The organism is Microcoleus sp. CZ3-B2, assembly GCF_036705055.1.
Classification (GTDB): Bacteria; Cyanobacteriota; Cyanobacteriia; order Cyanobacteriales; family Microcoleaceae; genus Microcoleus.
Genome location: NZ_JAUBTN010000074.1, coordinates 1 through 26,893, shown reverse-complemented (window position 1 = coordinate 26,893; position 26,893 = coordinate 1). Strand labels below are relative to the sequence as shown.

General features: G+C 45.6%; 21 protein-coding genes and 1 pseudogene. 9 read left to right on the top strand and 13 right to left on the bottom strand.

Annotated elements, in window-relative coordinates; genetic code table 11:
* Positions 1 to 24 precede the first annotated feature (24 nt).
* A complete protein-coding gene (locus QUA97_RS24545; protein ID WP_333196706.1) occupies positions 25 to 3,075 on the bottom strand; it encodes an ATP-binding protein in 3,051 nt (1,016 codons plus the stop codon).
* Between the two features lie 271 nt (positions 3,076 to 3,346).
* On the opposite strand from QUA97_RS24545, the gene QUA97_RS24540 reads away from it, so the two are divergent.
* A complete protein-coding gene (locus QUA97_RS24540) occupies positions 3,347 to 3,490 on the top strand; it encodes a hypothetical protein (protein ID WP_194071076.1) in 144 nt (47 codons plus the stop codon).
* Between the two features lie 2 nt (positions 3,491 to 3,492).
* Here the strand turns inward: QUA97_RS24540 and QUA97_RS24535 are convergent, their stop codons facing one another.
* Both QUA97_RS24535 and QUA97_RS24530 read right to left on the bottom strand, forming a co-directional pair.
* Positions 3,493 to 8,961, bottom strand: coding sequence for a trifunctional serine/threonine-protein kinase/ATP-binding protein/sensor histidine kinase (locus tag QUA97_RS24535; protein ID WP_333196704.1), 5,469 nt, complete (start codon positions 8,959 to 8,961; stop codon positions 3,493 to 3,495).
* A gap of 172 nt (positions 8,962 to 9,133) precedes the next feature.
* On the bottom strand, positions 9,134 to 9,277 hold the full coding sequence (locus tag QUA97_RS24530) for a hypothetical protein (RefSeq protein WP_333196701.1): 144 nt from the start codon (positions 9,275 to 9,277) through the stop codon (positions 9,134 to 9,136).
* A 55-nt stretch (positions 9,278 to 9,332) separates the two neighbouring features.
* Between QUA97_RS24530 and QUA97_RS24525 the strand changes: the two genes are divergently transcribed.
* Positions 9,333 to 9,530 carry a hypothetical protein gene (locus QUA97_RS24525; protein ID WP_228050386.1) on the top strand — a complete coding sequence of 66 codons (198 nt, stop codon included), beginning with the start codon at positions 9,333 to 9,335 and terminating at the stop codon, positions 9,528 to 9,530.
* Between the two features lie 161 nt (positions 9,531 to 9,691).
* Positions 9,692 to 12,223 carry a vWA domain-containing protein gene (locus tag QUA97_RS24520; RefSeq protein ID WP_333196699.1) on the top strand — a complete coding sequence of 844 codons (2,532 nt, stop codon included), beginning with the start codon at positions 9,692 to 9,694 and terminating at the stop codon, positions 12,221 to 12,223.
* A gap of 185 nt (positions 12,224 to 12,408) precedes the next feature.
* On the opposite strand, the gene QUA97_RS24515 is transcribed toward QUA97_RS24520, so the two are convergent.
* Both QUA97_RS24515 and QUA97_RS24510 read right to left on the bottom strand, forming a co-directional pair.
* Positions 12,409 to 12,888 carry a GNAT family N-acetyltransferase gene (locus QUA97_RS24515; RefSeq protein WP_194071079.1) on the bottom strand — a complete coding sequence of 160 codons (480 nt, stop codon included), beginning with the start codon at positions 12,886 to 12,888 and terminating at the stop codon, positions 12,409 to 12,411.
* An 86-nt stretch (positions 12,889 to 12,974) separates the two neighbouring features.
* A complete protein-coding gene (locus QUA97_RS24510; RefSeq protein WP_333196696.1) occupies positions 12,975 to 13,235 on the bottom strand; it encodes a helix-turn-helix transcriptional regulator in 261 nt (86 codons plus the stop codon).
* Between QUA97_RS24510 and QUA97_RS24505 the strand changes: the two genes are divergently transcribed.
* Entirely contained in the window at positions 13,212 to 13,352 is a 141-nt protein-coding gene (locus QUA97_RS24505; protein ID WP_333196717.1) for a hypothetical protein, read from the top strand. The genes QUA97_RS24510 and QUA97_RS24505 overlap by 24 nt on opposite strands.
* A 41-nt stretch (positions 13,353 to 13,393) precedes the next feature.
* On the opposite strand, the gene QUA97_RS24500 is transcribed toward QUA97_RS24505, so the two are convergent.
* The 3 genes from QUA97_RS24500 to QUA97_RS24490 are packed head-to-tail and all read right to left on the bottom strand — an operon-like array spanning position 13,394 to position 15,439.
* Positions 13,394 to 14,518 carry an RNA-guided endonuclease InsQ/TnpB family protein gene (locus QUA97_RS24500; protein WP_194071285.1) on the bottom strand — a complete coding sequence of 375 codons (1,125 nt, stop codon included), beginning with the start codon at positions 14,516 to 14,518 and terminating at the stop codon, positions 13,394 to 13,396.
* 7 nt (positions 14,519 to 14,525) lie between these two features.
* The gene (locus QUA97_RS24495; RefSeq protein ID WP_194071284.1) at positions 14,526 to 15,143 is read right to left on the bottom strand and encodes an IS607 family transposase; all 618 of its coding nucleotides are present in this window, start codon (positions 15,141 to 15,143) and stop codon (positions 14,526 to 14,528) included.
* 50 nt (positions 15,144 to 15,193) lie between these two features.
* Positions 15,194 to 15,439, bottom strand: a complete 246-nt coding sequence (locus QUA97_RS24490) for an AraC family transcriptional regulator N-terminal domain-containing protein (RefSeq protein ID WP_228050443.1) — start codon at positions 15,437 to 15,439, stop codon at positions 15,194 to 15,196.
* A 345-nt stretch (positions 15,440 to 15,784) separates the two neighbouring features.
* Between QUA97_RS24490 and QUA97_RS24485 the strand changes: the two genes are divergently transcribed.
* The 3 genes from QUA97_RS24485 to QUA97_RS24475 are packed head-to-tail and all read left to right on the top strand — an operon-like array spanning position 15,785 to position 18,304.
* Positions 15,785 to 16,195, top strand: a complete 411-nt coding sequence (locus tag QUA97_RS24485; RefSeq protein WP_333196692.1) for a (R)-mandelonitrile lyase — start codon at positions 15,785 to 15,787, stop codon at positions 16,193 to 16,195.
* A gap of 12 nt (positions 16,196 to 16,207) precedes the next feature.
* Complete coding sequence (locus tag QUA97_RS24480; protein WP_333196690.1) at positions 16,208 to 17,269, top strand: NAD(P)-dependent alcohol dehydrogenase; 1,062 nt, start codon at positions 16,208 to 16,210, stop codon at positions 17,267 to 17,269.
* 27 nt (positions 17,270 to 17,296) lie between these two features.
* The gene (locus QUA97_RS24475) at positions 17,297 to 18,304 is read left to right on the top strand and encodes an aldo/keto reductase (protein WP_194071048.1); all 1,008 of its coding nucleotides are present in this window, start codon (positions 17,297 to 17,299) and stop codon (positions 18,302 to 18,304) included.
* A gap of 638 nt (positions 18,305 to 18,942) precedes the next feature.
* Here QUA97_RS24475 and QUA97_RS24470 read toward each other — a convergent pair.
* The 3 genes from QUA97_RS24470 to gyrA form a co-directional block, all read right to left on the bottom strand.
* Positions 18,943 to 20,238 carry a ribonuclease D gene (locus tag QUA97_RS24470; protein ID WP_333196688.1) on the bottom strand — a complete coding sequence of 432 codons (1,296 nt, stop codon included), beginning with the start codon at positions 20,236 to 20,238 and terminating at the stop codon, positions 18,943 to 18,945.
* A 148-nt stretch (positions 20,239 to 20,386) separates the two neighbouring features.
* Complete coding sequence (locus tag QUA97_RS24465; protein WP_333196685.1) at positions 20,387 to 21,043, bottom strand: Uma2 family endonuclease; 657 nt, start codon at positions 21,041 to 21,043, stop codon at positions 20,387 to 20,389.
* A 116-nt stretch (positions 21,044 to 21,159) separates the two neighbouring features.
* Positions 21,160 to 23,877 (bottom strand): DNA gyrase subunit A, encoded by a 2,718-nt coding sequence (gyrA, locus tag QUA97_RS24460; protein WP_194071046.1) that lies wholly within the window; start codon positions 23,875 to 23,877, stop codon positions 21,160 to 21,162.
* A 529-nt stretch (positions 23,878 to 24,406) separates the two neighbouring features.
* Between gyrA and QUA97_RS24455 the strand changes: the two genes are divergently transcribed.
* Entirely contained in the window at positions 24,407 to 25,330 is a 924-nt protein-coding gene (locus QUA97_RS24455) for a histone deacetylase family protein (protein ID WP_194071045.1), read from the top strand.
* Here QUA97_RS24455 and QUA97_RS24450 read toward each other — a convergent pair.
* Positions 25,327 to 25,584, bottom strand: coding sequence for a hypothetical protein (locus QUA97_RS24450; protein ID WP_194071044.1), 258 nt, complete (start codon positions 25,582 to 25,584; stop codon positions 25,327 to 25,329). The genes QUA97_RS24455 and QUA97_RS24450 overlap by 4 nt on opposite strands.
* A 190-nt stretch (positions 25,585 to 25,774) precedes the next feature.
* Here QUA97_RS24450 and QUA97_RS24445 point away from each other — a divergent pair, with 190 nt between their 5' ends.
* Entirely contained in the window at positions 25,775 to 25,963 is a 189-nt protein-coding gene (locus tag QUA97_RS24445; protein WP_194008036.1) for a hypothetical protein, read from the top strand.
* Between the two features lie 341 nt (positions 25,964 to 26,304).
* Here the strand turns inward: QUA97_RS24445 and QUA97_RS24440 are convergent.
* Positions 26,305 to 26,847: pseudogene (locus QUA97_RS24440) on the bottom strand (transposase family protein); the annotation flags it as partial.
* Positions 26,848 to 26,893: the final 46 nt, after the last annotated feature.

Below are 26,893 nucleotides of genomic sequence, written 5' to 3'. Positions count from 1 at the left end.
GTGTCGGTTTCCGGTTCGAGGGTGTTAAGGGAGGTAGTGTTGAATAAATGCCCGCAATTGTTTGAGTTGGCAAGCTTCGGCAAGGCGGATAAGTTCTCGGGTAAAGGCAGCCGTATTCGTATCCTGAATTTGCCCAGCAATTTCAATGATGCCATCGAGTTCTCCGTCTTCGGCTAACTCAAAGAGTTGATGCAAGATTGTGGGTTCAGGTGGCTGCATTCGATCGGGGGCAAGTTGAGGATTCTGCTTCTGTGGATTGTTGCCGTCATAAATCCAATCTAATTGTAGATATTTTTGCAGGAGTTCTAGCAAAATTTCGGCTTGCACGGGTTTGGGTAAGAAATCATTTCCCCCAGCATCTAGGCTTTTGTGCCGATCGCTCTCAAAGACGCTGGCAGAGGAGACGATAACAATTTGGTTGTGCAGTTGGGGAGACGATCGCACTTTCTCTAAAAACTCAAACCCATCCATCACGGGCATCGCTAAATCAGTAATAATTAAATCCGGCGAGAATTTCAAAGCCTGTTCGATACCTTCTTGTCCATTGTTAGCTTCGATAATTTCAAAGCCGATGGGTTCTAGCAGATTAACCAACACCGAACGATTTTCCCAACGATCGTCGATGATGAGAATTTTGCATTTTGAACCTGCATAACCCTCGATCGCCCCTTGCGGCATCACTCTAGAAGAGGCTGCCCAATTTTTAGCTTCAGGCAGTTCTAGTTCAAAGGAAAAGGTGCTGCCTTCGCCTAACACACTTTGAACATCGATTTTGCTTTGCATCAGCTCGATAATTTTGTGGGTAATTGCCAATCCCAATCCAGTTCCTTCAGCTTGCTTTTTGATATCGCCGACTTGCTCAAAGGGGAGGAAGATTTTCTGGATTTGTTCTGGAGTCATACCCACTCCAGTATCTTCTATCTGGAAGCGAATTTTTGGAGCGATGGATTCAATCTTAAAAGTAACGCTACCGATCTCGGTAAATTTGATGGCATTGCCCAGAAGGTTGATCAGAACTTGACGCAAACGTTTTTCATCTACCCACACACCTATAGGTAATTTTTCGTCAACTTGAAAATCGAAGATAATCCCTTTTTGTTCCGCACGAATGCGATTGATTTCGACGACGCTTTGCAACAAAGAAGGCAGGTGCAAGGCTGTGGGATGTAGTTCTAATTTTCTGGCTTCGATTTTGGCAAGCTCCAATACATCGTTAATTAGATTCAATAAGTGAGAACCGCATTGATAGATGATATCGATGCCGTTTTGCCCTTTTTCGGTGAGAGGTTCGCTGCGTTTTAAGATTTGGGCGTAGCCAAGAACACCGTTGAGGGGGGTGCGTAATTCGTGGCTCATGTTGGCAAGGAATTCGCTTTTGGCTGCGTTGGCGCTGTCGGCAGTTTCTTTTGCTTGCTGAAGTTCTAAACTGGCTTGCTGAATTTCCTGAAATTTGTCTTGCAGAGCAATTGCCATGAGTTGGAAGTTACTAGACAGGGTGTTAATTTCGGTAATTGAACTGGCTGGAATTTGTAGCGATTGTTGTTCTGTGAGTTTATCGGGTAAATTGCTGGTGAGATTGGCAAGTTCCAGCAAGGGTTTGACTAAACTGCTGCTAATATATTTTGCCAAAACAGATGCCAGAATGGCGATCGCCATCAGAATAGCGAAGCTTTTGGTATAAATTCCATCGAGTGCTACCAAATGGGGAGCGTTGGCTTCTTCGATCGCCACTATCCAGGGAAGATCGCCACCAATTGCGCTCTTGTACACGTAAAATGACTTTCTCCAGCGCACGACTTTAGCCATGTTGGGAATATTCGGTATCCAAATGTGGGTGTTTCGATCGATCCGGTAGATTTCACCGTTTTTATCTCGATCGAAGGGTTGCCCTACCTTCAGCTCGTCACGAGTGCTAGCAATCACCCGATCTTGGCTATCTAGTAAACTCATCAGCCGAGTCGATCGGCTTGTCGATGGGATTTGACTCTCTAGCCACCTTTGTTTCACGGTATTTACATCGATTTCTGCAACAATTTGACCCACTAGGCTGTCGCCCTGCAAAATAGGTACTGTTTGAAAGATCGTCGGTGCGTTGGATATCGCCATCACCTCAGAAAGTATTGGCTGTTTTGCTTTCAGTAAAGCCTGAAACGGCAAATTGTCCAGTTTAGCAGCCTTTTCAGTGGCGTTTTTCTCCTGGGTGGAATTGAGAATCTGTCCGTCTGTATTTGTAATGTAGAGATTGCGAAACTCGGAAATTGTTTGTTGAGCAATTTGAATTTTTTCCTGTATTTGGGAACGGTTTGATGGATTGCGGTCTTCAATGCTAGATGCTAGAGATTCCAATTTTACCATACTTTGTTTGTGCCAATTCAGCAGGTCGATACTAATATTTTGTCTGGTGTCTTCTAGATAAACTAAAACATTTTTTTCTTGAACAGAAGTGGCATCCTGACAGTTCCAAACAGTCAGTGCCAGTGCTGGCAGCAAGACAAAGGCTACTAGCAAATTGAGAAGAGTTTGTTCAAAAGCATGAGTTTTGATAGTGTTGGCGCGCAGCCACTTGGTAATGGGCGTGTGAGTCAAAATCAGACTGGCAATCAGGCTATTACAAATTTGATTGACGGGATTTTTGAAGGAAATTAATAAAACAGTTTGAGGGGGGATTTCACCGACACAAGCATAGAGCAACCAAAGCAGGGGAAATCCGATAATTCCCCAATAAAAAACATCAAGGAGTAATAAGTTGCTGCTGCGATGTCGCAATCCCCAACCCACAAAAATCGCTTCCAGAGTGTAGAGAATAAAGCCATAGGGATGGTGCCACAGCAAAATTGTATAGAAGCTGGAAGTTGCGGCGGCGATCGCGCCCCAACCCAACCCGTATAGCCTCACAACCAACATGACAAAAATACTGCCAAATAGCCAGTCTATATGGAGGATGATGGGGATTTTGAAGTAATTGCCCGCATACCCTGCCAATAGCAGAGAAAGTAAAACAATTGTCGATAGCAACCGATATTGCGACTGGTTTTTGTTGTTCCGCGACTTCCCGAACTCTGCAATATTTGCCACAACAGTCTCCTTGATTAAGGTTAAAATTACGCAAATCAGATTTAGACTCAGTTCCAGTTATTCTATAGCAATCCTTACAGGAGTCGTAAATATTTTTACCCCACCCCAACCCTCCCCGCGAGTTCGGGGAGGGAGTAAGAAATTCACAAATGATGCGAGGATTGCTATATGTGCAGCAACGGCCACAACGCGATCGGACATTTTCGAGTACCCAAATAATTGCTATTAAGCTGTCGCGCAAATAAACATTGCATATTTAGGGCGGGCTCGCGTGCCCAGCCCACTCATTGTTTTATTGTTTTTTGACATACAGTTTAAATCCCTCAACAGCTTATTACCTCTTCCTCAAGCCGAACTGCCTCCTGCTATACATCGGCTGGGAGACGGCAGTCTGTGGGATGCAGATCGCTATTGATTTCAAGTAGAGCGGAGAGTCGATCGCCCGATCGGGAGCTGCATCTTAAAAATTGTGCCTTGCCCTAACTCAGAATCGACCTCAATTTTACCCCCATGAGTCTCTTCGACAATCTGGCGGGCGATCGCCAATCCTAACCCAGTACCTCTTCCTACCGCCTTCGTTGTGAACAAATAATCAAAAATCCGCTGTTTGACTTCTGCCGTCATTCCCGCACCGTTATCGGCAATTGTAATTTTGATGTGGCGATCGTCCAACATACTGGTACTAACCGCGATTTTGTTGGGATTTGCTTCGATTTCCGCAAAACTGCGTCCTTGATTTGACTCTTCTAGGGCATCGATCGCATTTGCCAGCAAATTCATAAAAACTTGGTTTAGTTGACCGGGAAAGCATTCGATTTTTAGTAGATTTTCGTAATCTGTAACAACTTCGATCGCCGGACGGTGTTCGTTAGCTTTCAGCCGATGTTTCAATATTAAAATGGTGCTCTCAATACCTTCATGGATATTAAAGGGAACTTTGTAGTCTTTATCGGCTCTGGAGAAGGTGCGGAGGCTGGTGCTGATGTCGCGAATGCGATCGCATCCCACTTTCATCGACGACAGCATCTTGGGCAAATCTTCTAAAGCATACTCTAAATCAATCTTATCAGCATCTTGTTCGATTTGGATGCCCGGATCTGGCAGTTTTTCTTGATATAATTTCAAGTGGTTGATTACATCTTTGATTGTAGTCGTTGCTTCATTAATATTGCCGCTGATAAAGCCGACAGGATTGTTGATTTCGTGGGCGACTCCGGCGACGAGATTGCCCAATGCGGACATTTTTTCACTTTGCACTACCTGTAACTGTGCTTGCTGCAAGTCAACGAGCGATCGTTCTAATTCTTGGGCGTAAGCCTGAGATTGTTGGTACAAGCGGGCATTTTCGAGTGAAATCGCCGCTTGGGCGCACAACAGTTGGATAACTTGAGTGCGATCCTCAGTAAATGCCGCAATTGTCAAGTTATTTTCTAAATACAGCAACCCAATTAACTTACCCTGATGTAAAATCGGCGCACACAGCACGCTTTTGGGCTTTTTGTCCATCAAATACGGGTCTGCCATAAAATCGTTTCGTGCTGCTGCATTATCCAAAACCACAGTTTTTAAAGTGTGCTTGACATAGTTGACCACAGCAGCAGGAACCGCCTCCTTAAATGACAGCGGAACAGATATTGATACCGCATTTTTCTCGGTCTTAGCTACAGTTTCAACCGCGAGATTGCCATCTTTAACCAACAGTAGAACAGCTTTTTTTGCCCCGGCATTTTCTAGGGCCACAGACATCAGTACACCCAGCAATTTTTTTAATTCTATTTCACTCGATAGAGCTTGTGAAGCTTTAAGAATAGCAGCGATATCGAGGGCTTCGGAAATACTGCTACTAGATTGAGATGTTTGGAAAGTTTGATGTAAAATTGAAGATCTTTCAATTGTTTGAAAGCAAATTTCGCTGAAAACCGAACCGTTTTGTTGGGCCTGCAATATGGGAGCCAGAAGTTTGGAATACCGCTTTTCTAAATCATCAATTTTGGCTTTTGCACCCCAACGAGCGTAACAGTAGTAGGCTTCTTGCATATAGGAAATCGCCACTTTTTCTTTGCCCCAATCGAGGTAAAATTTAGCGGCGAGTTCGTTGGCTACAGCTTCTTCTTGGATATATTCGTTGGCTTTGGCTCCAGAAATAGCCTGGTCGTACAACTCGATCGCTTCGGCTTTTTGTCCTAATAGCCGACATTTTTCCGCTGACACCAAATCAAACTTATGTTGATAATTCATAGGAGCATGGTGGGCCCAGAGCTCTAACTGCGTTTGGTTTTGTTCTACCCGCTTTAATGCTTCTGCTGTCTCATCTGACTGTTGACTCAACAATGCTATAGCAATCAGAGAATCATAGAGATAAAATGCAGCTTCACCGACGGTTCCCGCAACAGCCATTAAATAGCGTCTGGCAAAGAGTGCATGGTTGTTAGCTTGCTCAACTTCCCCAAACAAAAAGCAAAGAGTTAGCTTATACAAATAGAAGTGATACAACCCAAACAGATCGTTGCCAGACAGCAGCAGGGGCAGAAACTCTGTCTCTTGGAGGGCTTTCCCAGACAACATGGTGGGGTGTTCTGTAAAATCCAGCAAATTTAAAATAGATTGCCAACATATCCGGCAGTAATTGGCTGTGATCGATTGGTTCAATTGCACTAACTGATTGCAGTAGTTGCGACTATCCTGCTCTAAGGTAGCAAGGGGCTGACCGCACCAAAAAGAATTGTGACAAAAAACGTTAGCATTATGTCCGACAAACTCCAAGTTTCCGACTTCTAAGGCAGTTTTGTAACCATCGCTCAAGAGTGGTAAGCTATCTTTGATATGATATTTACGGCTCGCGATCGACATTCCTAGCACCAAGGACACTTCAGGTTTAGTAGCTTTAGCATCCAGTTTTGAGACTACCTGGAGTGCTAACTCACCAAACTGTGTTGCTGTATTTACATCTTGCAACAGATTACACAAAATGATGCCGTAGCAAGCATAGCTAAGACCTGAAACAGGTGTGTTTCCGTACCGGAGGGATAGTTTGACTGACAGCGAAATCACTAAGGGAAATAAGGGAGATCCGCAGGCATAAGTTACTGACATGATGCTGCTGGCAATCTGGATAATTGCGAGCTTCTTCGCATCTTTCATCACAGGTAGGTTGAGAAAATCTTCAATTTTTCGGTCTCCAACCAGTTCCCCAATTTCTTGGATTTCTTGTTGAATATCTGTCGGGGCGGGTATTTCTGGAAAAGTTACGCCAAGCTGTTGCAGAACCTGTTGGGCGATCGCAAGGGCTTCGCTAAATTTAACCTGGGAGATATTAGATTGAATTTGAATTCGGTAAACATTGATTTTTTCTAGTAAGGATCGTGCCTGTTGGGTGACAATATCGATGAACTGTTCCATTTCTTCAAACTCACCGCACAGAGCAGCCACTTCCGCTGCTAATTCATGCAGCGCAAGGGTAATTTCATACTGATTTTGCCAAGCATTTTCTGTCAATATTGATAATCCCGCTGCGGCATATTCGCGAGCCGCTTGATAGGCGGTGGCTGCTCTGGCTTTGCGACAGGCAGTAAGATTTAGCTGTGCTAATTCATCTCGTTCTGTTTGTTGGGAAATCAGAGATATTCCGTAGTTTAATTGATTGACGAGTTCAAAAATGTATTCTTCTCTAGATTCAGGGGAAATTTGTTTCAGCAGCAGTTGTCCGATTTGGTAGTGGGTAATCTGTTTTTGGTCTTCAGGAATCAGAGAATAGGCCGCTTGTTGGACGCGATCGTGTAAAAATTTGTAATTCAGTGTTTGATATTGCGCGGTTGGCTCTAAATCACTTTCTCCCAAATAGAATTTGTAAATTTCACTTTGGGGCAAAATTAGTCCTTCTTGCAATGCTTTCCACAGTGTAGCTGCCGCTTCTACTTCGGTTTTTTCAGAAACAATCGCCAAGGTGCTTAAATCAAACTGATTCCCCACACAAGCCGCCAACTTCAAAATATCCTGAGTCGCCGACGGCAACTTTTGCAACTGCAGCGCCATAAACTCCACCACATCCTCCGTCAATGCCGCTTCCCGAACCCGAACAATATCGCACTGCCAGTGTCCGGATTTCCAGTTAAACTCAATCAACTCATCCTGATGCAATGCTTTGAGAAACTGCGTCGCAAAAAAAGGATTTCCCTGGGTTTTTTGTGCCACTAAATCAGTCAACGGTACTGCCAAATTTGGAGCGCAATTGAGCGTATCAGCTACTAAATAATTTAGACTTTCTGAACTCAAGGGTTGCAGAGTAATAGTATTAACCGTTGCCCCGGCTTTGACTGCTGCATCCAGTGTCAGCATCAACGGATGTGCAGGGGAGACTTCATTATCTCGGTAGGCACCAATTACTAATAAATAGCTGGTTTCCGATTCGGACATCAACAGTTGCATTAACTGTAGGGATGCGGAATCTGCCCACTGCAAGTCATCCAAAAACATCACCAGCGGATGCTCGGGTTTTGTGAACACTTGAATAAATTTTTGAAACAATAAATTAAACCGATTCTGTGCTGCAGTTCCTGATAATTCTATTGCCGGTGGTTGCGGCCCAATAATTTTTTGTAGTTCGGGTATTACTTCAATAATGACTTGCCCGTTTTCGCCTATTGCTTGCAGTATTTTAGCTTGCCATTTTTCTAAATTATAGTCACTTTCGCTGAGCAATTGTCCCATTAACTCTCGAAAGGCTTGCACAAAAGCACAGAAGGGAATATTGCGGTTGAATTGGTCGAATTTGCCTTTGATGAAATAGCCGCGCTGCCGCACAATTGGTTTGTGAATTTCATTGACAATTGCAGTTTTCCCAATCCCAGAAAAACCAGCTACTAACATCATTTCTACTCCCCTATATCCCTCCTCGGTAAGGGGGGATGAAAGGGGGGTGGCAACGCGCTCAAAGGCCGATAGCAGAGTTTCTACTTCGGTTTCGCGACCGTAGAGTTTTTCTGGTATGCTAAACCGATCGCACGCATCTCTCTGGGCTAGTTGAAAAATGTGTATTATACCGCTTTCTTTTAATTGACGCAAGCAATTTTCTAAATCAAATTTCAGCCCCAAAGCACTCTGATAGCGGTGTTCGGCATTCTTCGCCATCAATTTGCTGACAATGGACGAGAGTACGGGCGGGATTTGCGAGTTGATTTCCTGCAGTGATGGCGGTTGCTTGGCAATATGACAGTGTACCAATTCCATCGCATCCTCGGATTGAAATGGCAATTGTCCCGCCAGCAATTCGTAAAAAGTCACGCCTAAAGAGTAAAAATCTGTGCGGTAGTCAATACCGCGATTCATCCTGCCGGTTTGTTCGGGAGACAAATAGCCGAGGGTGCCTTCGATTTGGTTAAAATTCTGTAGGGTTTGAGTTTCTCTTGGCAGCAAAGATGCGATGCTAAAATCAATCAGTTTGATTTGTTTTGTTTCGGGGTTAATTAAAATATTGGCGGGTTTAATGTCTTTGTGAATTATTCTGTGGCGGTAGAGTATATCTAATGTACTGCTGATGTCGATCGCCATTTGCAAAAAATCGCTTAAATCCGGTGGAGTTTCCCCTTGTTCCACCCATTGTTTTAGAGAGATTCCCCCGAAGTCTTCCATTACCAGCGCATAGCTGTTTTGGTAGGCTTCCAAGCTGTAGGTTTGGATAATTCCGGGCAAATTGAGATTTTTGGCAATAGTATATTGATTGCGAAATTGTACGATTTCGCTGAAGCTTGGATACTCGCTGTGCAACACTTTGATGGCGACGGGCCGTTTGTCGCACGATCGAACTCCGCGATAAACCAGGGTGCGAGTGCCCGCATAAATGCGATCGAGAATTTGATAACCTGTCAGTGTAAAATCTAGAAGATCCATAGTTTTTGTGAAAATTTACCTTTTTTTTAGGCTATTTCTAGCTTAACAGCAGCAAATAGAGTTGCTACTTCAGTGATTGTTAAGTATAGTTAATATGACAGATATAATTCAATATTTGTGATTGAGATCACATAAATCAAACATTTTTTAAACTACAGAAATTTGATTTTAATTAAAAACTAAATAGCCTCATCCATATTGGAATAGCGAACAATAACGTAACCCAGCCGATGCCGATCGCACTTACGGCTAATTCGCGATCGAGATTGAAAACTTCTGCCAGCAAAGTAGTACCAAAAGCCGGAGGCATTGCCATTTGCAGCACTAGCGAAAGTCCCGGCGCGCCCGCAATGCCAACAAACGTTTAACCCGTGCCAATTACCAAAGGAATCAACAGAATTTTAATCGCCAGACAAGCCAGAACTTGTTTGATATTGTGCCAAAAATTCAACTTGCTCAACTGCATTCCGATCGCCATCAAAGATCAACTAATTACAGCCCAAGCACCTGTTGTTAACAATGCTTTGAGCAGCACGGGCGAACCCACTGATTGTGCGATCGTTTTTTAACATACAATTTAAATACCGCAACAGCTTATGGCGATTGCCTTACAAAAACTAAGTATTAATGCTTATTTTAAGTGTTCAGATAATTTGCGGCACAGGCCTTGACATTGACGGAAGCGCGTGTCAGGATAGCGTTGAGGAATAAGTCAACACGGGTTAAAACTATGGCACGGCAAGCAAAACAATCATCTCAAGTCAAAAGTTCCAGCAGCCAAGCAGCCGACTGTACTCGCACCAAATTTACCCTCTACAATTTTGCCGGAAACGAAAAAGCATTTTATTTAGTCGATCGCACAAATCTAGAAAGAAAGCCCGGTGATATCCCAGAAAAATCCGTCGCCCACAGCATCATCATTATCGATCGCTCCGGCTCAATGTATTATGACTTACAGCCGCTCAAAGAAACCCTAATCAAGCTTTTGACCTTAGACGAATACAACAATTACCAGCTAATAATCAGCTTAATTTCCTATGCTGACAATGGGGATGTAATTTGTCACTTCCAGCGAATTCCGATTCAAGAAGTGATGAAGTTTGACTCTCAATATATCAAAGAAATTCAAAAAATACACACCGCTGGCTGTACCTGCATATCGCAGTCGATGGAGCTCGCTAAATCTCTGGTGAAAGCGGGAGAAGTGACAGCAATTAATTTGCACACAGACGGTTACGCCAATGACCCAAGTGCTAATTCTGAATCTGCAAAATTAGGGGAAATTTGTGAAGAACTCAAAGACATGGATGTGTTTGCAAATACCATATCCTATGCCTCTGCCGACTTCAAACTGCTCTCCAAAATTGCCAACACCTTATCGGGAAATTGCATCCGCGCTGGCGAAGTGAAAATGGTTTATGATGCTCTTTACGACAGCACTAAACTGTTAGGCGGTTCCGTTGCGCCACCGCTAGAAGAACCGTTAATTAAGGAATACGATTATCAAGTTTTTGTTTCTAAAAGCGGCAAGAAAATCAGCGGTTCATCGAGTACGCTGAAAATTTGCGGGCTGAAAGCAGACGATATGGGAATGTTTTACAAATATCAAAAAGTCGCCAAAGAAGAGTATGACAAAGTAGATGTTCCCGTTGCTCAAACTGATGATTCGGTGTTTGCTTTTGCGAAAGCTAACCTCGCTGACGGCAATTTAAATACGGCGAAGTATGCGCTGGCGAGCACCTTCGACGCGACTTTGACGGAAAAACACGCGAAAGCTTTGACAAACGCCCAAATAGCGGAGTTTACGGAAGATTTGGAACAGGCTGTTTTTGCGCCTGATGTGTTGCAAAATCATGAAATTGGCGATCGGGTAAAAGTCAGCGACAAAATTTCCCTGCTGGAGTTAGTCAAGATATTAGAGGAAAACAGCAACAGCATCATCATCAACTTAAAACACTTGCAAGAAAACTATCAGCGCAAAGGTTTAAAGCGAGTTGAAGGAAAGCGTGACGAAAACGGCAACATTGTCAAGCCTTCGCTGAAAACTGAATTCTTAGATGGTGGCGAATACGTGCGGATGGGTTCATTTGCGATCAATCAAAATACAGCTACCATCAATATGCTGATTACCCGAAAAGTTAAGCTGGTAAAAGTTGAGGATGAAACTTTAATCGCAGAAGTGGCAGGAATTCTGGTAACAGACCTCAATACTTTCAACAATTATACCATTGTCAGCGACGGCGAAGTTAATATCAAGTCGCTGCGAACCAAAATCAGCAGTCAACCAGTGTTTGACTTGCTCAATAAATGCGGTGTACTGGAAAAAGACGGCTCACCTGTGGCAGAATTTGACTTCCATGCAGAGTATGATATTAAATTAGCAAGTTTGCCGCTAGTGCCTTTTGACGGACGTTACAGCAGCCTGGACGGAGTGTTTGAGGAACTCGCAAATATTAAAATTATCTCCAGCATTCTCTCGGCTCATTTGAAGGAAGAATCCGAGGCTTATACGGCGGAACAATTGGAAGAATTGAAACAGCATTATCTGTCTAAAAGCCTTTACATCAACTTTCCGACGACTACGGAATATACGGAATTGAAAAGTGCGATCGCCAACGGTGAAGTAGATTCGCGAGTCAGCTACAAAATCGACATCGGCAGCAAAAACATCCTCAACTTCGGCAAATTCCACTCAGCCAACAAATTTCTCGATCGCCTTTACGAAGTTTACCACAAAAACACAGGCGAAAAACTAGCAAAACCGACATTTGACATCACCTTAGACGAGCCTGTCGTCTTCGCCCACAAAACGCTGTCATCCCGAACAAAAATCACCAAAGTTGACGACTTGATGAAACTGATTTTCGATGAGTTTCTGGGGTTGGAGGATAGCGGAATTGTTAGCGCTACTTTAGCGAAAGTGGGTGCAGATAGTTTGCTGCGCCTTTTGCAAGCGAAATGGCAGGAAGAAGATGTCAAGCGAGACGAATTTGTCGCTGCTTTAGCTAATGCGAATGAGCGACTGGAAGCTTATGCTGAAAAAGTGTACAGGGAAAAAGTTTCACCGCTGGTTTTCTATATCGGTTCTACCGGACTTATCCCGGATGAAATGGAGGCAAAAGCGGCGAATGCTGAGGAAATTAATTCTAAATACGGCAACTTGCAATTTTCTAAAGATGAGCAAGAGGGGATGTTTTTTGAAGTGAGCGACTGCATTATTAGCGTGTATGCTAAGAATGAGTATTTCACGGTAGGCAAGTAGGAATTAGGGTGGGCATTATTTGCCCACCTTGGTTAAATATCGCTAATTGAAATAAACCGCAAAGGCGCAGCGGTGGCGACTAGGAAATAGGTAGATGGGACAAGTGTTAGGTTGCCAAGACGAAAGGAGCGATCGCAAATCTTCTATGATGGGAGTAGAACAAGAGTTTGAGTGTGTGCAATTGCTTAGCTTTTAGCTTTATGCCAAGTCATCACTAGATACTTAAGATCGTGTTCAATCTCATCACCAGTAGATAAAAACTCGTGTTTATTATAGAAAGCAACCGCTATTTTATTCTCCTCATAGACTGGTAACTCAATTGGAGATTTGCAGTTTTGTTTAACCTGCTTCATCAATTTAGTTCCGCAGCCTTTGCGTTTATAATCTTTCAAAATATATAAAAGATTTAATATTGTCTTATCCTTATACTCACGAGCCAAGGCAAATCCAATTACTACATCACCATCCACTATAACCCATGCTTTAATAGACCATTTTCCATATTTATCTTCACCTTGGCCATTCAATAAATTCTTTTCGACAGCATCTAGTTCTTTCTGTAAAGCATCATCAGGCACCAAGCCTAGTAATTTTTCTTCTGTTTTAAATATGTCTAAAACTTGATTAAGATGAGATTTATTATACTTTCTGATTTGTCCAACCATAGTTGATTTGTTCCCAAAATACAGTGAGCGCAATAAATGCCTAATGTTTTAGCGATTTCTGGCCTGATTAGGGCATCTTGAGGAGATCATGTTGAACTCGCAATCTCCCTAGCAGCTTCTCGCAGCCGCTCCACATCGCGCATCGGTGGTATACCAAAGAGCCGCTTGTACTCTCGGTTGAAGTGCGAGGAATCGTCATAACCCACACGGTAGGCAGCACTGGTAGCGTCAAGGTTCTCCCCCAGCATCAGACGGCGAGCCTCTTGGAGTCGCAGTTGCTTCTGAAACTGTAGAGGACTCATTGCAGTGACAGACTTGAAGTGATGGTGGAAGCTGGAGACACTCATTCCAAGCTCTCGTGCGATGTTTTCAATGCGAAGTGGCTGATTAAAGTCTTTACGAAGGCGATCGACTGCTCTAGCAATTTGGTGAGTGCAGCCACCCAAAACTGCAATATGACATAGCCGACGTCCTTGCTCTCCTGACGGTGTTACGCTGCACAACCCTAGACAAACAGGGCATACGCGATAGCAATACTTTCGCTATTGATAGCTAAAGCAAAGGAGCCGTCCCTCAAAGCTCGGATCATAATGTTCCGAGCGCCGCCCCAATCTCGGTCATGTTCGTGACCGCAGTTGGGACATTTAAATGTTTTAGAGCCGCCTAATTTATTGTGTGTCTGTCCGCATTGGGTGCAAGTTTTTGATGTGTAGGATTCGTTCACATCAATTATGACAACACCACGCTTGAGAGCTACTTGCTTGAGATGACGTTCAAAGCGGTAATGCCCCCAAGTCAGCATTTGTCTAGCAGTTTTGGTATGCAGCTTACGAGACGCCTTGACTACCATCTGAGATGTTTCAAATGTCGGTAGCAACATAATTTTGTAATTATTGGTGAGATAATTAGCTATTTGCTTATGAAATTCATCAACCAAGTTGCGGATGCGGATTCTTAAGCGATTAGCAGCCCCCAACATACTGCGCTTTTGTTTTCGATTTTTGGATGAGGCTATTCGTCCCATCAATTTGTCAAGGTGAGAACACAATCTTTGAATGCGCCCAATGTCTGCCTTGCCAAACTCTTGAAATGAGTTACCGTCGTAGCCAGTTAAAAACGTTCTGACACCAGGATCTAGGGCTATTACTTTGTCGAGGACGGGTAGTTTTACCTCTTCCACAACTGGGATGCAAGCAAACCATCGTTTTCGCTCTCTAACAAGCTGGGTTGCAAACTCGACTTGAAGAGGTATTGGTTCGGCTGCATGGAACTTTAAGCCTTTAACCAGCGATGGAAACCAGGTCTGTCCGTTGAAATTGACCTTGTGAAATTTGATGGCTTGAGATGGTTGACGACAACTTCTAAAACTTACTTTTCCACCCTTTGATAAAGCTTGTTTCCAAGCATCCCAAGCATCAAATATGGCATTTTCTTTAGGATGAGATGGTGCAGTTTTTACCCAGTCTGGTAAGTCACAACCTAATACATAGTCTCGCAAAGAATAGGCGCTAGTTATTTTCTCACTTGCCTTTAATGCTGCAATTGCTTTGTTGTAGCAGTAGCGGGCTGCTCCCAGCCAAGACTTCCACTTTTTATGTAACTCGGCTTCTGGATAAACTCTAATCTTCAAGGTTTTATTAGGTGGCGCTTTCTCCTTCTTTTTGTGTCTCGGTTTCTGCTTGTAACTCTTTTTTGATTTGGTTTTCAATGCGTCGGATGGAGTAAAGTCGGCTTGAAAAACTGTGGAGAATTGCGACAATATCTTGAACCAGTTCGGCGTGCGGAGAGAGACTGACTTGGTTGAGAACCACGATTTTGCAGTCAAATTGCTCACAGAGCCACTCGATAATATCAAATCCGAACCTTGCAAGTCGGTCTTTGTGGGCAACCACAATAACTGCGATATCGCGGAGCAAAACTCGTCCCAAAAGGGTGATGAGTCCTTTCCGCCTAAGATTGAGTCCTCCTCCCACTTCCTTAACAATTTCAGCGCCTGGGTAGAGCGCTGATAATCGTTCAACTTGTCGATCGAGGTCTGCTTTTTGAGGTCGGGTAGAGACGCGAGCATAGATAACAGTGGCGCGTCCTCCCTCTGGTTCTGATTCTTTTTTGATGAACTTTTCGATGTCGTACCGTCTTTGACCTGACGGTGTTTTGATTGTGTTGATTTTACCTTCTGCTTCCCATCGTCTGAGGGTTCGGAGGCAAACTCCCAAAGTGTTAGCTGCTTCATTTGGTTTCACGTACTTTGCCATATTAGTATTATGGCTCACCATGTACGCATTGTCCAGTCTTGTCCAATAAATTAATGATTAGAGGCATACCGATCGCTCCCCAGAAGGACTTCTTTGGTACCCTGAGCGATCGCACAAAAGGCAGGGATAGAGACACTATGAACGCATTCCGAAGGCGACGAGGAGCGGTTGAAGTGTACTCCTTTGAGCGGCTCAATCGTCCCATCATGACGAATCGCCTGTGCAATCCGCTCAGTTAGTTCGTCTCGGTTGGCTTGCGCTCTGTCTGCCTCGCGCGTTGTCTGGGGGGTGTTCATAAAATGGATATCGGGCTTTTCACTCGTTTTGGCAGCGTTCATTTCTAAGTTTGCAGGATTGTACAACAATCTTAGACGATCGTTCTATTGCTTGTCCTTGAGGATTCTTAGAATGAAGCTAAAGCAATGAAAAACCATTTCGGCTTCTTGTAAGCATTCTGGACTTTTCTTCAAGAGAAAACGCAGGTTTGATTTGGCAAGAAACCTGCTGAGTGACAACCAAAATGCCATCAAAGCTAACCTTGCTTCTTAAAAAATCCATCCCTATTGATAGAGAAGCGATAAGTGCTCAATTTCTACGATGGGGACAGCCACCGAAATGGCATCAAGTGAAGGAATTAAGAAATGGACATTAAACGAAGTGGGTCACAGCCTTCGGCCAAAGGACCGGCTGAGTATTTTACCGGCACTGTCCGCATTGACCCCCTGTTCGAGGCGCACGATCGAGCACGCACACTTGGTGCCAGTGTCACGTTCGAGCCTGGTGCTCGGACACCATGGCACACCCACCCGTTGGGACAGACCCCGATCGTGACGGCTGGCTGCGGTCTCGCACAGCGCTGGGGCGGCTCGATCGAGCAAATTCGACCATGGGACGCGATCGGGTTCGCGCCGGACCAGAAGCATTGGCACGGTGCCACGGCCACCACGGCAATGACTTACATTGCCATTCAGGAACAACTCGACGGCAAGACCGTGGACTGGATGGAACAGGTCAGCGACGAACAATACCAGACACCAAACGTAAACAACTAGGGACATCCATTCATGTACAACACGAAAGCTTATGCCGCAGCCAGTGCAACATCACCGCTGGCCTCCACCACGATCGCGCGGCGCGATCCAACCGATCGCGACGTGCAGATCGAAATCCTCTTCTGCGGCATCTGCCATTCCGATGTCCATTCGGTGCGTAACGAGTGGAGCAGCATCGCGCCTACTGTCTATCCGATCGTCCCCGGTCACGAGATGGTCGGTCGCGTCACCAAAGTCGGCTCGGCAGTTACCAGCTATAAGCCCGGCGATATCGCAGCGGTCGGCTGTATGGTCGATTCGGATGGAACCTGCCCCCAGTGTAAAGCTGGCTTTGAGCAGTTCTGCCCTTCCCTGACCCTCACCTACAACTCCCCGGACAAGCACAAGACCGCTCCTGTCACCTACGGCGGCTATTCCAACAGCATCGTCGTCGATGAAAGCTTCGTTCTGCGCGTTCCCGCCAACCTCGATCTCGCTGGAGTCGCGCCGCTTCTCTGCGCCGGGATTACAACATACTCGCCCCTGCGCCACTGGGGTGTCACAAAGGGCAAGAAGGTCGGCGTAGTCGGTCTCGGGGGGCTGGGCCACATGGGCGTGAAGTTTGCCCGTGCGTTCGGTGCCCATGTCGTCGTATTTACCACCTCGCCCGACAAGAAGGAAGACGCACTCCGCCTCGGAGCCGATGAAGTGGTCATCTCCCGCAATGCCGACGAGATGCAGAAACACGCTGGCAGCTTCGATTTCATCCTCGATACCGTCTCCGCCAAGCACGACATCAACGCCTATCTCAACCTGCTCCGCCTCGACGGCAACATCACCCTGGTCGGCGCACCGGAGAATCCTCTGGAAGTATCGGCATTCAGCCTGATCATGGGTCGCCGCAGTCTTTCCGGCTCTATGATCGGTGGCATCGCTGAAACCCAGGAAATGCTCGACTTTTGCGGCGAGCATAACATCACTGCGGATGTCGAAGTCATCCCCATTCAGAAGGTCAACGAAGCCTACGAGCGACTGCTCAAGTCCGATGTGAAATACCGCTTCTGTATCGATATGGCATCCCTTAAATCTGAATAACCGAGGTGAAACCTCGAAGGAATAACAATGCAAAAGCGCAAACTTGGAAACAGTAATCTGGAAGTCTCGGCGATCGGGCTTGGCTGCATGGGAATGAGCTTTTCCTATGGCCCGCCCAAAGACAAACAGGAGATGACTGCTCTTCTGGGGGCTGCGGTCGATCGCGGCATTACATTCTTTGACACCGCCGAAGTCTACGGCCCCTTTACAAACGAAGAGCTGGTGGGTGAAGCTCTTGCTCCCTTCCGCGATCGAGTGGTCATCGCCACCAAATTCGGGTTCGACATCAGTCCGAATTCTGATCCCCGTGGGATGACGGGTGCGCCCGGACTGAATAGCCGACCGGAGCACATCAAGCAGGCTGTGGAGAATTCGCTCAAGCGACTCAAGGTGGAGGCGATCGACCTACTCTATCAGCACCGAGTTGACCCAAACGTGCCGATCGAAGATGTGGCCGGAGCGGTGAAGGAACTGATTCAGGAAGGTAAGGTTAAGCACTTCGGACTCTCTGAAGCAGGCGTACAAACGATCCGTCGCGCGCACGCGGTTCAGCCCGTAACGGCTCTCCAGAGCGAATACTCGCTGTGGACGAGGACTCCTGAGAAGGAAGTGATACCGACTCTTGAGGAACTCGGAATTGGCTTTGTCCCGTACAGCCCGTTGGGCAAGGGCTTTCTCACTGGCAAGATGGACGAAAGCACAACCTTCGACAGTTCCGACTTCCGCAGCACCCTGCCTCGCTTCACAACCGAGGCTCTCAAGGCGAATCAAGCCCTGATCGATCTACTCGGCAGCATTGCAGAACGAAAAGAGGCGACACCTGCTCAGATTGCGATCGCCTGGCTGCTAGCTCAGAAACCGTGGATCGTACCCATTCCAGGTACTACGAAACTGCATCGCTTGGACGAAAACATCGGAGCAGTCTCAGTGGAACTCACCCAGGGCGATCTGCGTGACATCGATGATGCCGCCTCCAAGATTACGGTACAAGGCGATCGGTATCCTGAAAAGCTGGAGCAAATGACCGGTCGTTGAGCAGCGAAGAATACGTTCTCTCGTTGAGTTTTCGGTCACTGTAGCAGACTACATACGCGAGACCAACGACTGCTCCGGCAATACCGTCGAGTGGATGGAAAAGGTCAGCGGTGAACAAGACTTGATTAAGCTCCGACTAAAAGGAAAATAGGCGTTGCTGATTTACGGTATGCAAGGCAAAATATGCAAGTCATATCAATTCCCTTAGCATCGGAATGATATAAAGAAACGGAGGATACGGCAGTGCCGTGTCCCTACAATCGATCGTGGTAGGGACACGGCAGTGCCGTGTCCTCGCTTATCATTCCGGTGCAGCCGGAATTGATATCATAGAAACCATTTTCGACACAGTTTCTGGATGTTAAACTTATTTTTTCATACCCTGATTGAGCAACGCCTCTGTGCGAATGTTTTGTGTGGTTTAATTGTCTACTGCCATCAACCTAAGAAGCACTCTCTTGGGTTTGATTGGATTTTGCCTCCTTCTGCTTAACCAGAAATGACGTTAGTTAAAACTGATATCTTGCACCATTCTCAATTACTTGCTTAGGAACAGGGAAGATGCCTGTTCCACAAGAGATAAATTTTATTGTGGAACAGGCAAGATGCCTGTTCTTGACAATGGTGCAGGATGTGAGTTAAAACGGAATTTCCTCATCTTCATCTTCCACAGTCTTCGCCGTCATCCGCCAACTGGTAATATAATCAATTTTCACATCAATTTTGTTAATCGCATCCCCTAACTGCCTTTGAATGTATTGAGTCAGCGTCACCATAAAATCTAACTCAAATCCCGCAGATAGCGCAAGTTTTGCCAAGCTAGCAAAATCCACCTTCAAAATCGAGGAACTGGATAACTTAAAATGAGGAGTATTGCCCTTATTTTGCACTAACATTGCTTTTTTAATCCGCTCTTTCAGATGCTCAACTTCTGAATCCAGCAGCTTCCATTCAGGCAAAATTTCTTTGTACCTTTCCCCCAATGCTGTGAAATCCTCAGTCTCCGGTTGCGGCGCAACTTTCTTAGTAGTTGATTTTCGACCCTGCTTGATCGTAGAATTCAACCGCCAACTAGCAATATCTTCAACTTCCAAAGATGGATCGGCGATGACTTCCCCTAACTGTTTTTGAATTTCTTTTGTCAGCGTCACCGGAAAATTCAACTCAATTCCCTCAGTTTGCGTCAGTCTCGCCAGCGTCATAAAATCAACTTTCATCGCTATCGAACTGGAAAGCTGAAAATAAGAACTATCTTTGAGATTTTGCGCCAGCATCCCCGCTTTAAATCGTTCTTTGACTTCAGCAATTTCTGAATCTAGTGGCTTCCACCGAGATTCTATTTCCTGATATTTTTTCCCCAATGCTGTCAAATTTTCTGTGGCGGGATCGGGGTAACACTCTTCCAGGATTTCTAGCAGGCGCTGATGCACTCTAGCTAAATAAACCGCGTCCATTTTGGCATATTCTAGCTGCTTCTGCGTCAGGGGACGCTTTGCCCAATCGCCGCTTTGTTCTGTTTTATCTACATAAGCAATGCCGCAAAGTGTTTCGATTAATGTTTTGAGCTGTCGGTTGGGTAATGGTAGAATGTAAGCTGGAATTTTTCTTGCCATTTGCAATATGCAAGTGACATTTTGAGCGTCGTCATTGCCCAGAAATCTGATATCATAGCTGGCGTTGTGGAAGAATTTTTCAATATTTGGATTTACCATGATTTGGCTGATGAAATTTTTTGCCAATTCAGGTTTATCTAATACATCTAGTAAAAACGTGGCATCTCCTGTCGCATCGGTGGAGTCTGCTAACACTTGAATCAGCGATAATCTGGGGTTGGATTTATAGTCTGCTATTTCTGTGTCAACCCACAGTATTTTAGCTTGGGAAAATTGAGAAATGACTGCTTTGATGTCGTTTGCTGCTGTTAAATAAGGCATTTTTACAAACTTTTGCTATTAATTTTTTGATTCTATTATGCTATAGCAATTATCGGATCGATTGTCAACGATTCCAGCGCCGGACATAGGTATACCTCAGAAACCCGGTTTCTAGCCTCCCGTTAAAAAAAGAATGCAGTCGATCGCACTATTGAGGATTCCCGCGAACTTCCTCTAAAAACCAGTTACCTACTTCTGTATTGTCCGTCTGGCGACTGCGGCGCAAACCTTCCTCTAATAAAGTAACTTTTAGCCCCGGCAAAACTTGAGATTCCGTCAGACGTTCGCTTCCACAGTTAGCAATTATTTTGAAAGCAATAACTTGCGCTTTTTGTACGTCTACTACCCAATACTCAGACACTCCTAATTCTTCATAAATCATTCTTTTTGTTCCCAAATCGTCAACGAGAGAACTGTCGGCAATTTCAATTGCTAAATCTGGGGAAACTGCGCTATCTAAATTCACTAGCGAACTGCCGCGAGGTGCCATTTGTACCCGGTCTCCGATGTAGTAAGAAGCATCAGGTTGAGCGCCTCTGACACCTGTTTTGGCATAGCTACATTTGACCAGCAGTCTCATTTTTATACCTTTAGCAATGCCAAATAAATTGATTAAAATAACGATAATTCCGTTGTCCTCAGCATGATCTGCCCCGACTGCTGCCATTTCAATCCTCAACTGTCCGTTGTAGTAGTAGCATTTTGCTCGATCGTACTCCGGCTGTTTAATAATTTCTATATATTCATCCCAAGTCGCTGTAACCCAGGTATCAGTTAGTAGTTTGGTTTGGAGTTGACTCATCATTACCTCACCGGAAAAAATATTTGACTTTTGAGGGAAAACTTCTGAGTAGGGGCGATCGCACTTTTAGCATTCAACAGCAGTAAGGTGCACCGCAGCGCACCCTACAAACTATTAACCTAGGACTCCTCTGTCGTTTCCTCAGATGCCGATTCTTCCATCGACTCTTCACCCGAAGCCGGCACCAAAGCCACAGCTACAATTGAATCATCCTCATCCAACCGCTGCACCCGCACGCCCGTTGCAGTGCGCGATTGCGTGGAAATTGCACTCACAGCCTGACGGATAATAATACCTCGGTTGGTAATAATCATCAACTCATCATTGTCGTTGACAATTCGCAGCGCAGCCACGTAATCCTTAGCCTTTTTCGACTTGAATTTAGTAGCCGTCAATCCCTTGCCAGCGCGTCTTTGCAGGCGGAATTGAGAAACTGGAACCCGCTTGCCGTAGCCGTTGCTAGTGATTACCAACACCGAGGGAACTTCGCTGCTAACTGCGGGAATTTCTTCGGCATCTTCGCCTTCAATTTCCTCGGCTTGCAGTTCTAATTCTTCCTCTTCCAATTCCAGATCTTCAGCTTCTAATTCAGCAATTTCTGCTCCTTCAAATTCCAATTCTCCCGATTCTGAAAGCGCAACTTCTGCTCCTTCAAATTCCGATTCTCCCGTTACCAATTCAGCAATTTCGGCAATAATTGAACTCGGTAAAATGTCCATGCTGATCAGCTCGTCGCCCGATCGCAATTTCATTGATTTTACACCCCGAGTCGCGCGGCCTACCGGGCGCAACTGTTCGTGATTGGTGCGGAAATGAATCGCCATACCTTGGCGCGTGCCGATGATAATGCTGTCACCAACTTTTGCTCTCCGTACCCAGCGCAGTTGGTCGCCTTCTTCCAGAGAAATCGCGATCAAACCGTTAGTGCGGATGTTACCAAAAGCAGAAAGTGCGGTTTTCTTGATATAGCCGCCGCGAGTCAGCATCACCAAATATTCTTCGCTGGTAAATTCTGTCACTGACACCATAGAAGTGATTTTTTCTTCTATAGGAATCGGCAGCAGTTGCACCACTGGAGTGCCGCGAGCAGTCCGCGAACAGACGGGGATTTGATAAGCTTTGACAGAGTAAACTACGCCCCTGTCACTGAAGAACAAAACGCTGTCGTGATCGCAACAAGAAAGGAAATGTTCTACTCCGTCATCTTCCTTCATTTTCGCGCCGGCTTTGCCGCGAGTAGCGCGACTTTGAGCCTCGAAAGTGCTGACAGGCATCCGCTTGATGTAGCCTTGTTCTGTGATCAGAATAATTGCTTGTTCGTTAGCAATTAAATCTCTTTCATCGATTTCTCCTTCGGCGTGTTCGATGACGCTGCGTCTAGGAGTAGCGATTTTAGTTTGGATTTCGACTGCTTCAAATTCGGCGATTTCTAAGATGCGTTCCCGGCGCGCTAAGATATCTTCCAAATCTGCAATTTTAGCTCGCAGTTCTTCGTGTTCTTGCTGAATTTTTTGCGCTTCCAAGGCTGTCAAGCGCCGGAGCTGCATTTGCAGAATTGCGTCGGATTGCTGTTCGGAAAGACCGTAATTATCAATCAATTCCTGTTTGGCTGCGGCGGAGTCGGCAGCGGCGCGAATTAGGTGAATAATTGCGTCTAAGTTGTCTAGGGCAATTAATAAACCTTGCAGGAGATGGTCGCGTTCTTCTGCTTTGCGGAGTTCGTATTGAGTCCGACGAGTAATTGTTTCAATGCGGAAGTCTAGGAAGACATTGAGGAATTGTGAGAGCGTCAGTAGTTGGGGTTCCCCATTTACTAGCGCTAACATATTGGCTCCAAAGTTTGATTGGAGCGGTGTTTGTTTGTAGAGGTTATTGAGGACGACGCGGGGATAGGCATCGCGTTTGAGTTCGATCACGATCCGCATTCCGTCTCTGTCGCTTTCGTCGCGAATGTCGGAAATTCCATCTAATCTTTTGTCGTTTACCAGTTCGGCAATTTTCTCGATTAGCGCTGCCTTATTTGTTTGGTAAGGCAATTCGGTGATAATAATTGCTTCTTTGTCTGGGCGGCCAACGTGTTCGATGGTTTCAATGTTGGCAACTCCGCGCATGGTAATCGAACCGCGCCCGGTGGTGTAAGCATCGCGAATGCCGCCTCTGCCGAGAATTTGCCCTCCGGTGGGAAAGTCCGGGCCGGGGATGTACTGCATCAATTCCAGGTCGGTAATTCCTGGATTGTGGATTAGCGCTACCAAACCGTCAATTATTTCGCCCAAGTTGTGCGGCGGAATGTTGGTGGCCATCCCGACGGCAATTCCAGAGGAACCGTTGAGCAAAATTTGGGGGATGCGTGCGGGGAGCACGAGGGGTTCTTGTTGGGAACCGTCGAAGTTGTCGCCGAAATCTACTGTTTCCGAGTCGATGTCGCGCAGCATGGAGTCGCTAGTCAGGGCTGTGAGGCGACATTCGGTGTACCGCATGGCAGCGGGCGGGTCGTTGTCAACGGAGCCGAAGTTGCCGTGGCCGTTGATCAGGCGTTCCCGCATGGAAAAATCCTGAGCCATCCGCACCAGGGCGTCGTAAACCGCTGTATCTCCGTGGGGGTGATACTTACCGAGCACCTCCCCGACGACGCGGGCGCATTTGCGGAATGGTCTATCGGGAGTCAAGCCCAATTCGTTCATGGCGTAGAGAATGCGTCGGTGAACGGGCTTGAGACCGTCCCTCGCATCTGGTAGCGCCCGACCGACTATTACGCTCATGGCGTATTCCAAGTACGATCGGGACATCTCACCACCCAGATCCGTCGGGATTATCCGCGACTCAGAGATACTCATAGGTTGAAAAACTCCGTTAAAACTTTAAATTTGACCGCTATAAATCTCAAAAATGCGATAAAATCGATTTGGATTCAGTAGAGCTGCCAAATATTGCAAATTACTCCTAAAATTATATCACAATTTGCCTTTGACTTTAGGGGCAAGTTGCCAGAAAAATTAAGGGACGAAACGAGGGAAATTCGTAAGTTGGTAGTTGGTGATTTAGTCATCAATTTGCCGGAGCTAGAAAGGGTTTTTGAGGCGGTCGGTTTTCATGTTTTGGTGAGCTTTTTTGAGTGCTATCTAAAAAATTAAAAGGGAGCATCGATCGCGTCAGCTTTAATGCGTGCTATCGAGAGTTGGCAGGGGGTTAGATCTGGAAGCGAGTTCTCAACAGCGCGCATTAAGAAAAAATGCCTTTTACAAAGCCCCAGACGATCTCAATTAAAATGGTTGCTCGGACGCAATTCTAATTTCATAAAGCCGAATGTCGAATTAAATCAAAATGAAAATCTAAGATATAAAAACTTAACTCTAAAATCTGCTGATGCTACCCGTCATCTACTCCCCTGATTTTTTGCTGCACAAGACTGGAATGCTTCACCCAGAGCGACCAGAACGTTTAACGGCGATCGTCAATGCTCTGAAAGCTGCCCCTTGGGCCGATCGCCTTGACTGGCAACTGCCCGCGCCAGTGGCCCAGCGCCAAACAGAATTGTTCTCGGCGCTCAAAAAAGTTCACGCGCCAAGATACATCAAAGAAGTCGAACATTTGTCTCTTCAAGGAGGCGGCTACCTCGACGGCGATACGCCGATTTCTGCTGAAAGTTACGATGTAGCGCTGCTGGCGGCGAGTGCTTGGCTCGATGGGGTCGATCGAGTGCTGTCAAGAAACGCACCAGCTTTCGTGCTGGCCAGGCCGCCGGGACACCATGCCGAAAACAATCGTGCGATGGGTTTTTGTTTGTTTTCCAATGCTGCAATCGCAGCGAAGTACGCCTTGGAACAGCCGGGAGTTAACCGCGTCGGCATCCTCGACTGGGACGTGCACCACGGTAACGGCACTCAATCCGTGGTGGAAAACTGCCGGAAAATTGCCTACTGTTCCCTGCACCAATCTCCCTGCTATCCGGGAACTGGAGATGCCGACGAGCGCGGCAGCTACGACAACGTGCTGAACATTCCGCTGTATCCCGGCAGCGGTATAGCTGAATATCGGAGCGCTTTTGAATCTCTTGTGGTGCCGTTTTTGTCAAATTTTCAACCAGATTTGTTGATTGTCAGCGCCGGTTACGATGCTATTGTCTCGGATCCGCTGGCGAGTATGAATCTGGCCCCGTCAGATTTCGGTACTTTTACCGGATATTGCTTGCAAATCACCAGCCGCCTCGTCTTTGGTTTGGAGGGGGGTTACGCGCTCAAAGAATTGGCCGAGTCGGTGGTGGCGACTATTGACCGATGCCTCAATTAAATGCAAAATTGACAGAGGCGAAAATGATGTTGAAAACGGATTAGTAAGGGATTGAGAGCAATGGCGATCGGCGGAGTTTTGTCGATCGCCCGATCGGCCCTCTTCCCTCTCCCCTCTTCCTTCTTCCTTCTTCCTTCTTCCCTCTTCCTTCTTCCGACGGACTTACATCCGTTACATCCGTTACATCCGTTACATCCGTTACATCCGTTACATAATCCGTTGCCGAACTTCCTTCTTCCTTCTTCCTTCAACATCAGTGACTGGGATCACAAATTAAAAAGATCCGAGTCACAGGGTTTCAAAGTCTAGGTCACAGATTTGTAGCCCAAAAATCACACGGTGTCAATGTTTTCGATCGCCCAAATAGGCCCTTGTACAAAGCATAATAGATATATCAGGAGCCTGTGAAAATTTTATTTATCTCAATCAATTAAGAGGTTTATCATGTCAGTTACCCAAATGACACTCGAAGAATTATTTGGTCAAGTCATGTTCTCCAGCGTCGTGACTCGCCACGACCGGAGACAGCTCAGATCCGCACTCTTAGAAAGAACGCTGAATGAAGATGAGTATGCCATCATCAACCGACTGCTGTACAACGTGCGCCGCGGTTGGGTAAAAATTATCGACTAAAGAAACCGCAGTCAACTCTCGTTTGGGAGTTAATACTACTTTCGATTTCGATGGGGGCATTGAAGATTAAAGAATTGGGAATGACCGATCGCTATCGGAGTTTATATCGGGGGCTTAGTCATTATTTGCATTGTTTGGGTAAGTGGTTAAAAGTAGAACTTGCCACCTGGGGAAGTTTTGTTTTTTTAATACTGCGATAGACCGTTTGATGTGTTTGAGAGCGGTGTTAATGATTCAAATCGCGATCGACATCAACCTAGAGGTAGAGATAATTATATAAGAACAGGCTTCGGGTGCATCTCTACTAATTAGACCTCTTGCAAAAAAAATCTCTGTTATAATTAAAGGCTTTGAGTTTGAGACATGAGAGCTAACTCATAATTGTAAAGTGCTGACAACAAATTACAACGGAGACCATAACGGCGGCGACGGTTTCGATAACGACATTGACAAAATCTTGAAAACTTTGAGACTCCTATTAACATTTTCAATTACTATTCGCTTCTGGGCTAAGGCTCGATTGTAGTCTTTTTCTAAAAGAGAAATCTTCCCATTTTTTGGTTTCTTTTTAGGAGTATAACTATGAGAGCGATCATCTTTTATCCCTTGATAGCCACTATCTTGTAAACTATCTATCTCAGAATGGAAATGAACATTGTTTTTTTTGAACAAGCTGAAATCGTGGCAATAGTCCAAAATTTAGGCAAATAATCTGTGCCGGTTTCTTGATTAATGACCACTTGCATTTTTAGGGTGTGGTATTTTTTCTTACCTGAGTAATATTTTTATGTTTTTTTTTGACGTTCTATAGCTGTTTCTGTGACATCCATTACCACAGCTTTGCTGATGCCCACAACCTGACGGGGTGACAACCCCGTTAAAACCCATAGCTAACAAAGGTTTGACCGATTTATGGTAAAAAAAGATGGG

What these genes read in the sequence shown, in the direction of transcription:
- QUA97_RS24535 (WP_333196704.1), bottom strand. Translation starts at nt 8,961, where the DNA reads ATGGATCTTCTAGATTTTACACTGACAGGTTATCAAATTCTCGATCGC.
- QUA97_RS24530 (WP_333196701.1), bottom strand. Translation starts at nt 9,277, where the DNA reads ATGGCAATGCCTCCGGCTTTTGGTACTACTTTGCTGGCAGAAGTTTTC.
- QUA97_RS24520 (WP_333196699.1), top strand. Translation starts at nt 9,692, where the DNA reads ATGGCACGGCAAGCAAAACAATCATCTCAAGTCAAAAGTTCCAGCAGC.
- QUA97_RS24515 (WP_194071079.1), bottom strand. Translation starts at nt 12,888, where the DNA reads ATGGTTGGACAAATCAGAAAGTATAATAAATCTCATCTTAATCAAGTT.
- QUA97_RS24505 (WP_333196717.1), top strand. Translation starts at nt 13,212, where the DNA reads ATGGTGGAAGCTGGAGACACTCATTCCAAGCTCTCGTGCGATGTTTTC.
- QUA97_RS24510 (WP_333196696.1), bottom strand. Translation starts at nt 13,235, where the DNA reads ATGAGTGTCTCCAGCTTCCACCATCACTTCAAGTCTGTCACTGCAATG.
- QUA97_RS24495 (WP_194071284.1), bottom strand. Translation starts at nt 15,143, where the DNA reads ATGGCAAAGTACGTGAAACCAAATGAAGCAGCTAACACTTTGGGAGTT.
- QUA97_RS24490 (WP_228050443.1), bottom strand. Translation starts at nt 15,439, where the DNA reads ATGAACACCCCCCAGACAACGCGCGAGGCAGACAGAGCGCAAGCCAAC.
- QUA97_RS24485 (WP_333196692.1), top strand. Translation starts at nt 15,785, where the DNA reads ATGGACATTAAACGAAGTGGGTCACAGCCTTCGGCCAAAGGACCGGCT.
- QUA97_RS24480 (WP_333196690.1), top strand. Translation starts at nt 16,208, where the DNA reads ATGTACAACACGAAAGCTTATGCCGCAGCCAGTGCAACATCACCGCTG.
- QUA97_RS24475 (WP_194071048.1), top strand. Translation starts at nt 17,297, where the DNA reads ATGCAAAAGCGCAAACTTGGAAACAGTAATCTGGAAGTCTCGGCGATC.
- QUA97_RS24470 (WP_333196688.1), bottom strand. Translation starts at nt 20,238, where the DNA reads ATGCCTTATTTAACAGCAGCAAACGACATCAAAGCAGTCATTTCTCAA.
- QUA97_RS24465 (WP_333196685.1), bottom strand. Translation starts at nt 21,043, where the DNA reads ATGATGAGTCAACTCCAAACCAAACTACTAACTGATACCTGGGTTACA.
- gyrA (WP_194071046.1), bottom strand. Translation starts at nt 23,877, where the DNA reads ATGAGTATCTCTGAGTCGCGGATAATCCCGACGGATCTGGGTGGTGAG.
- QUA97_RS24455 (WP_194071045.1), top strand. Translation starts at nt 24,407, where the DNA reads ATGCTACCCGTCATCTACTCCCCTGATTTTTTGCTGCACAAGACTGGA.
- QUA97_RS24450 (WP_194071044.1), bottom strand. Translation starts at nt 25,584, where the DNA reads ATGTTGAAGGAAGAAGGAAGAAGGAAGTTCGGCAACGGATTATGTAAC.
- QUA97_RS24445 (WP_194008036.1), top strand. Translation starts at nt 25,775, where the DNA reads ATGTCAGTTACCCAAATGACACTCGAAGAATTATTTGGTCAAGTCATG.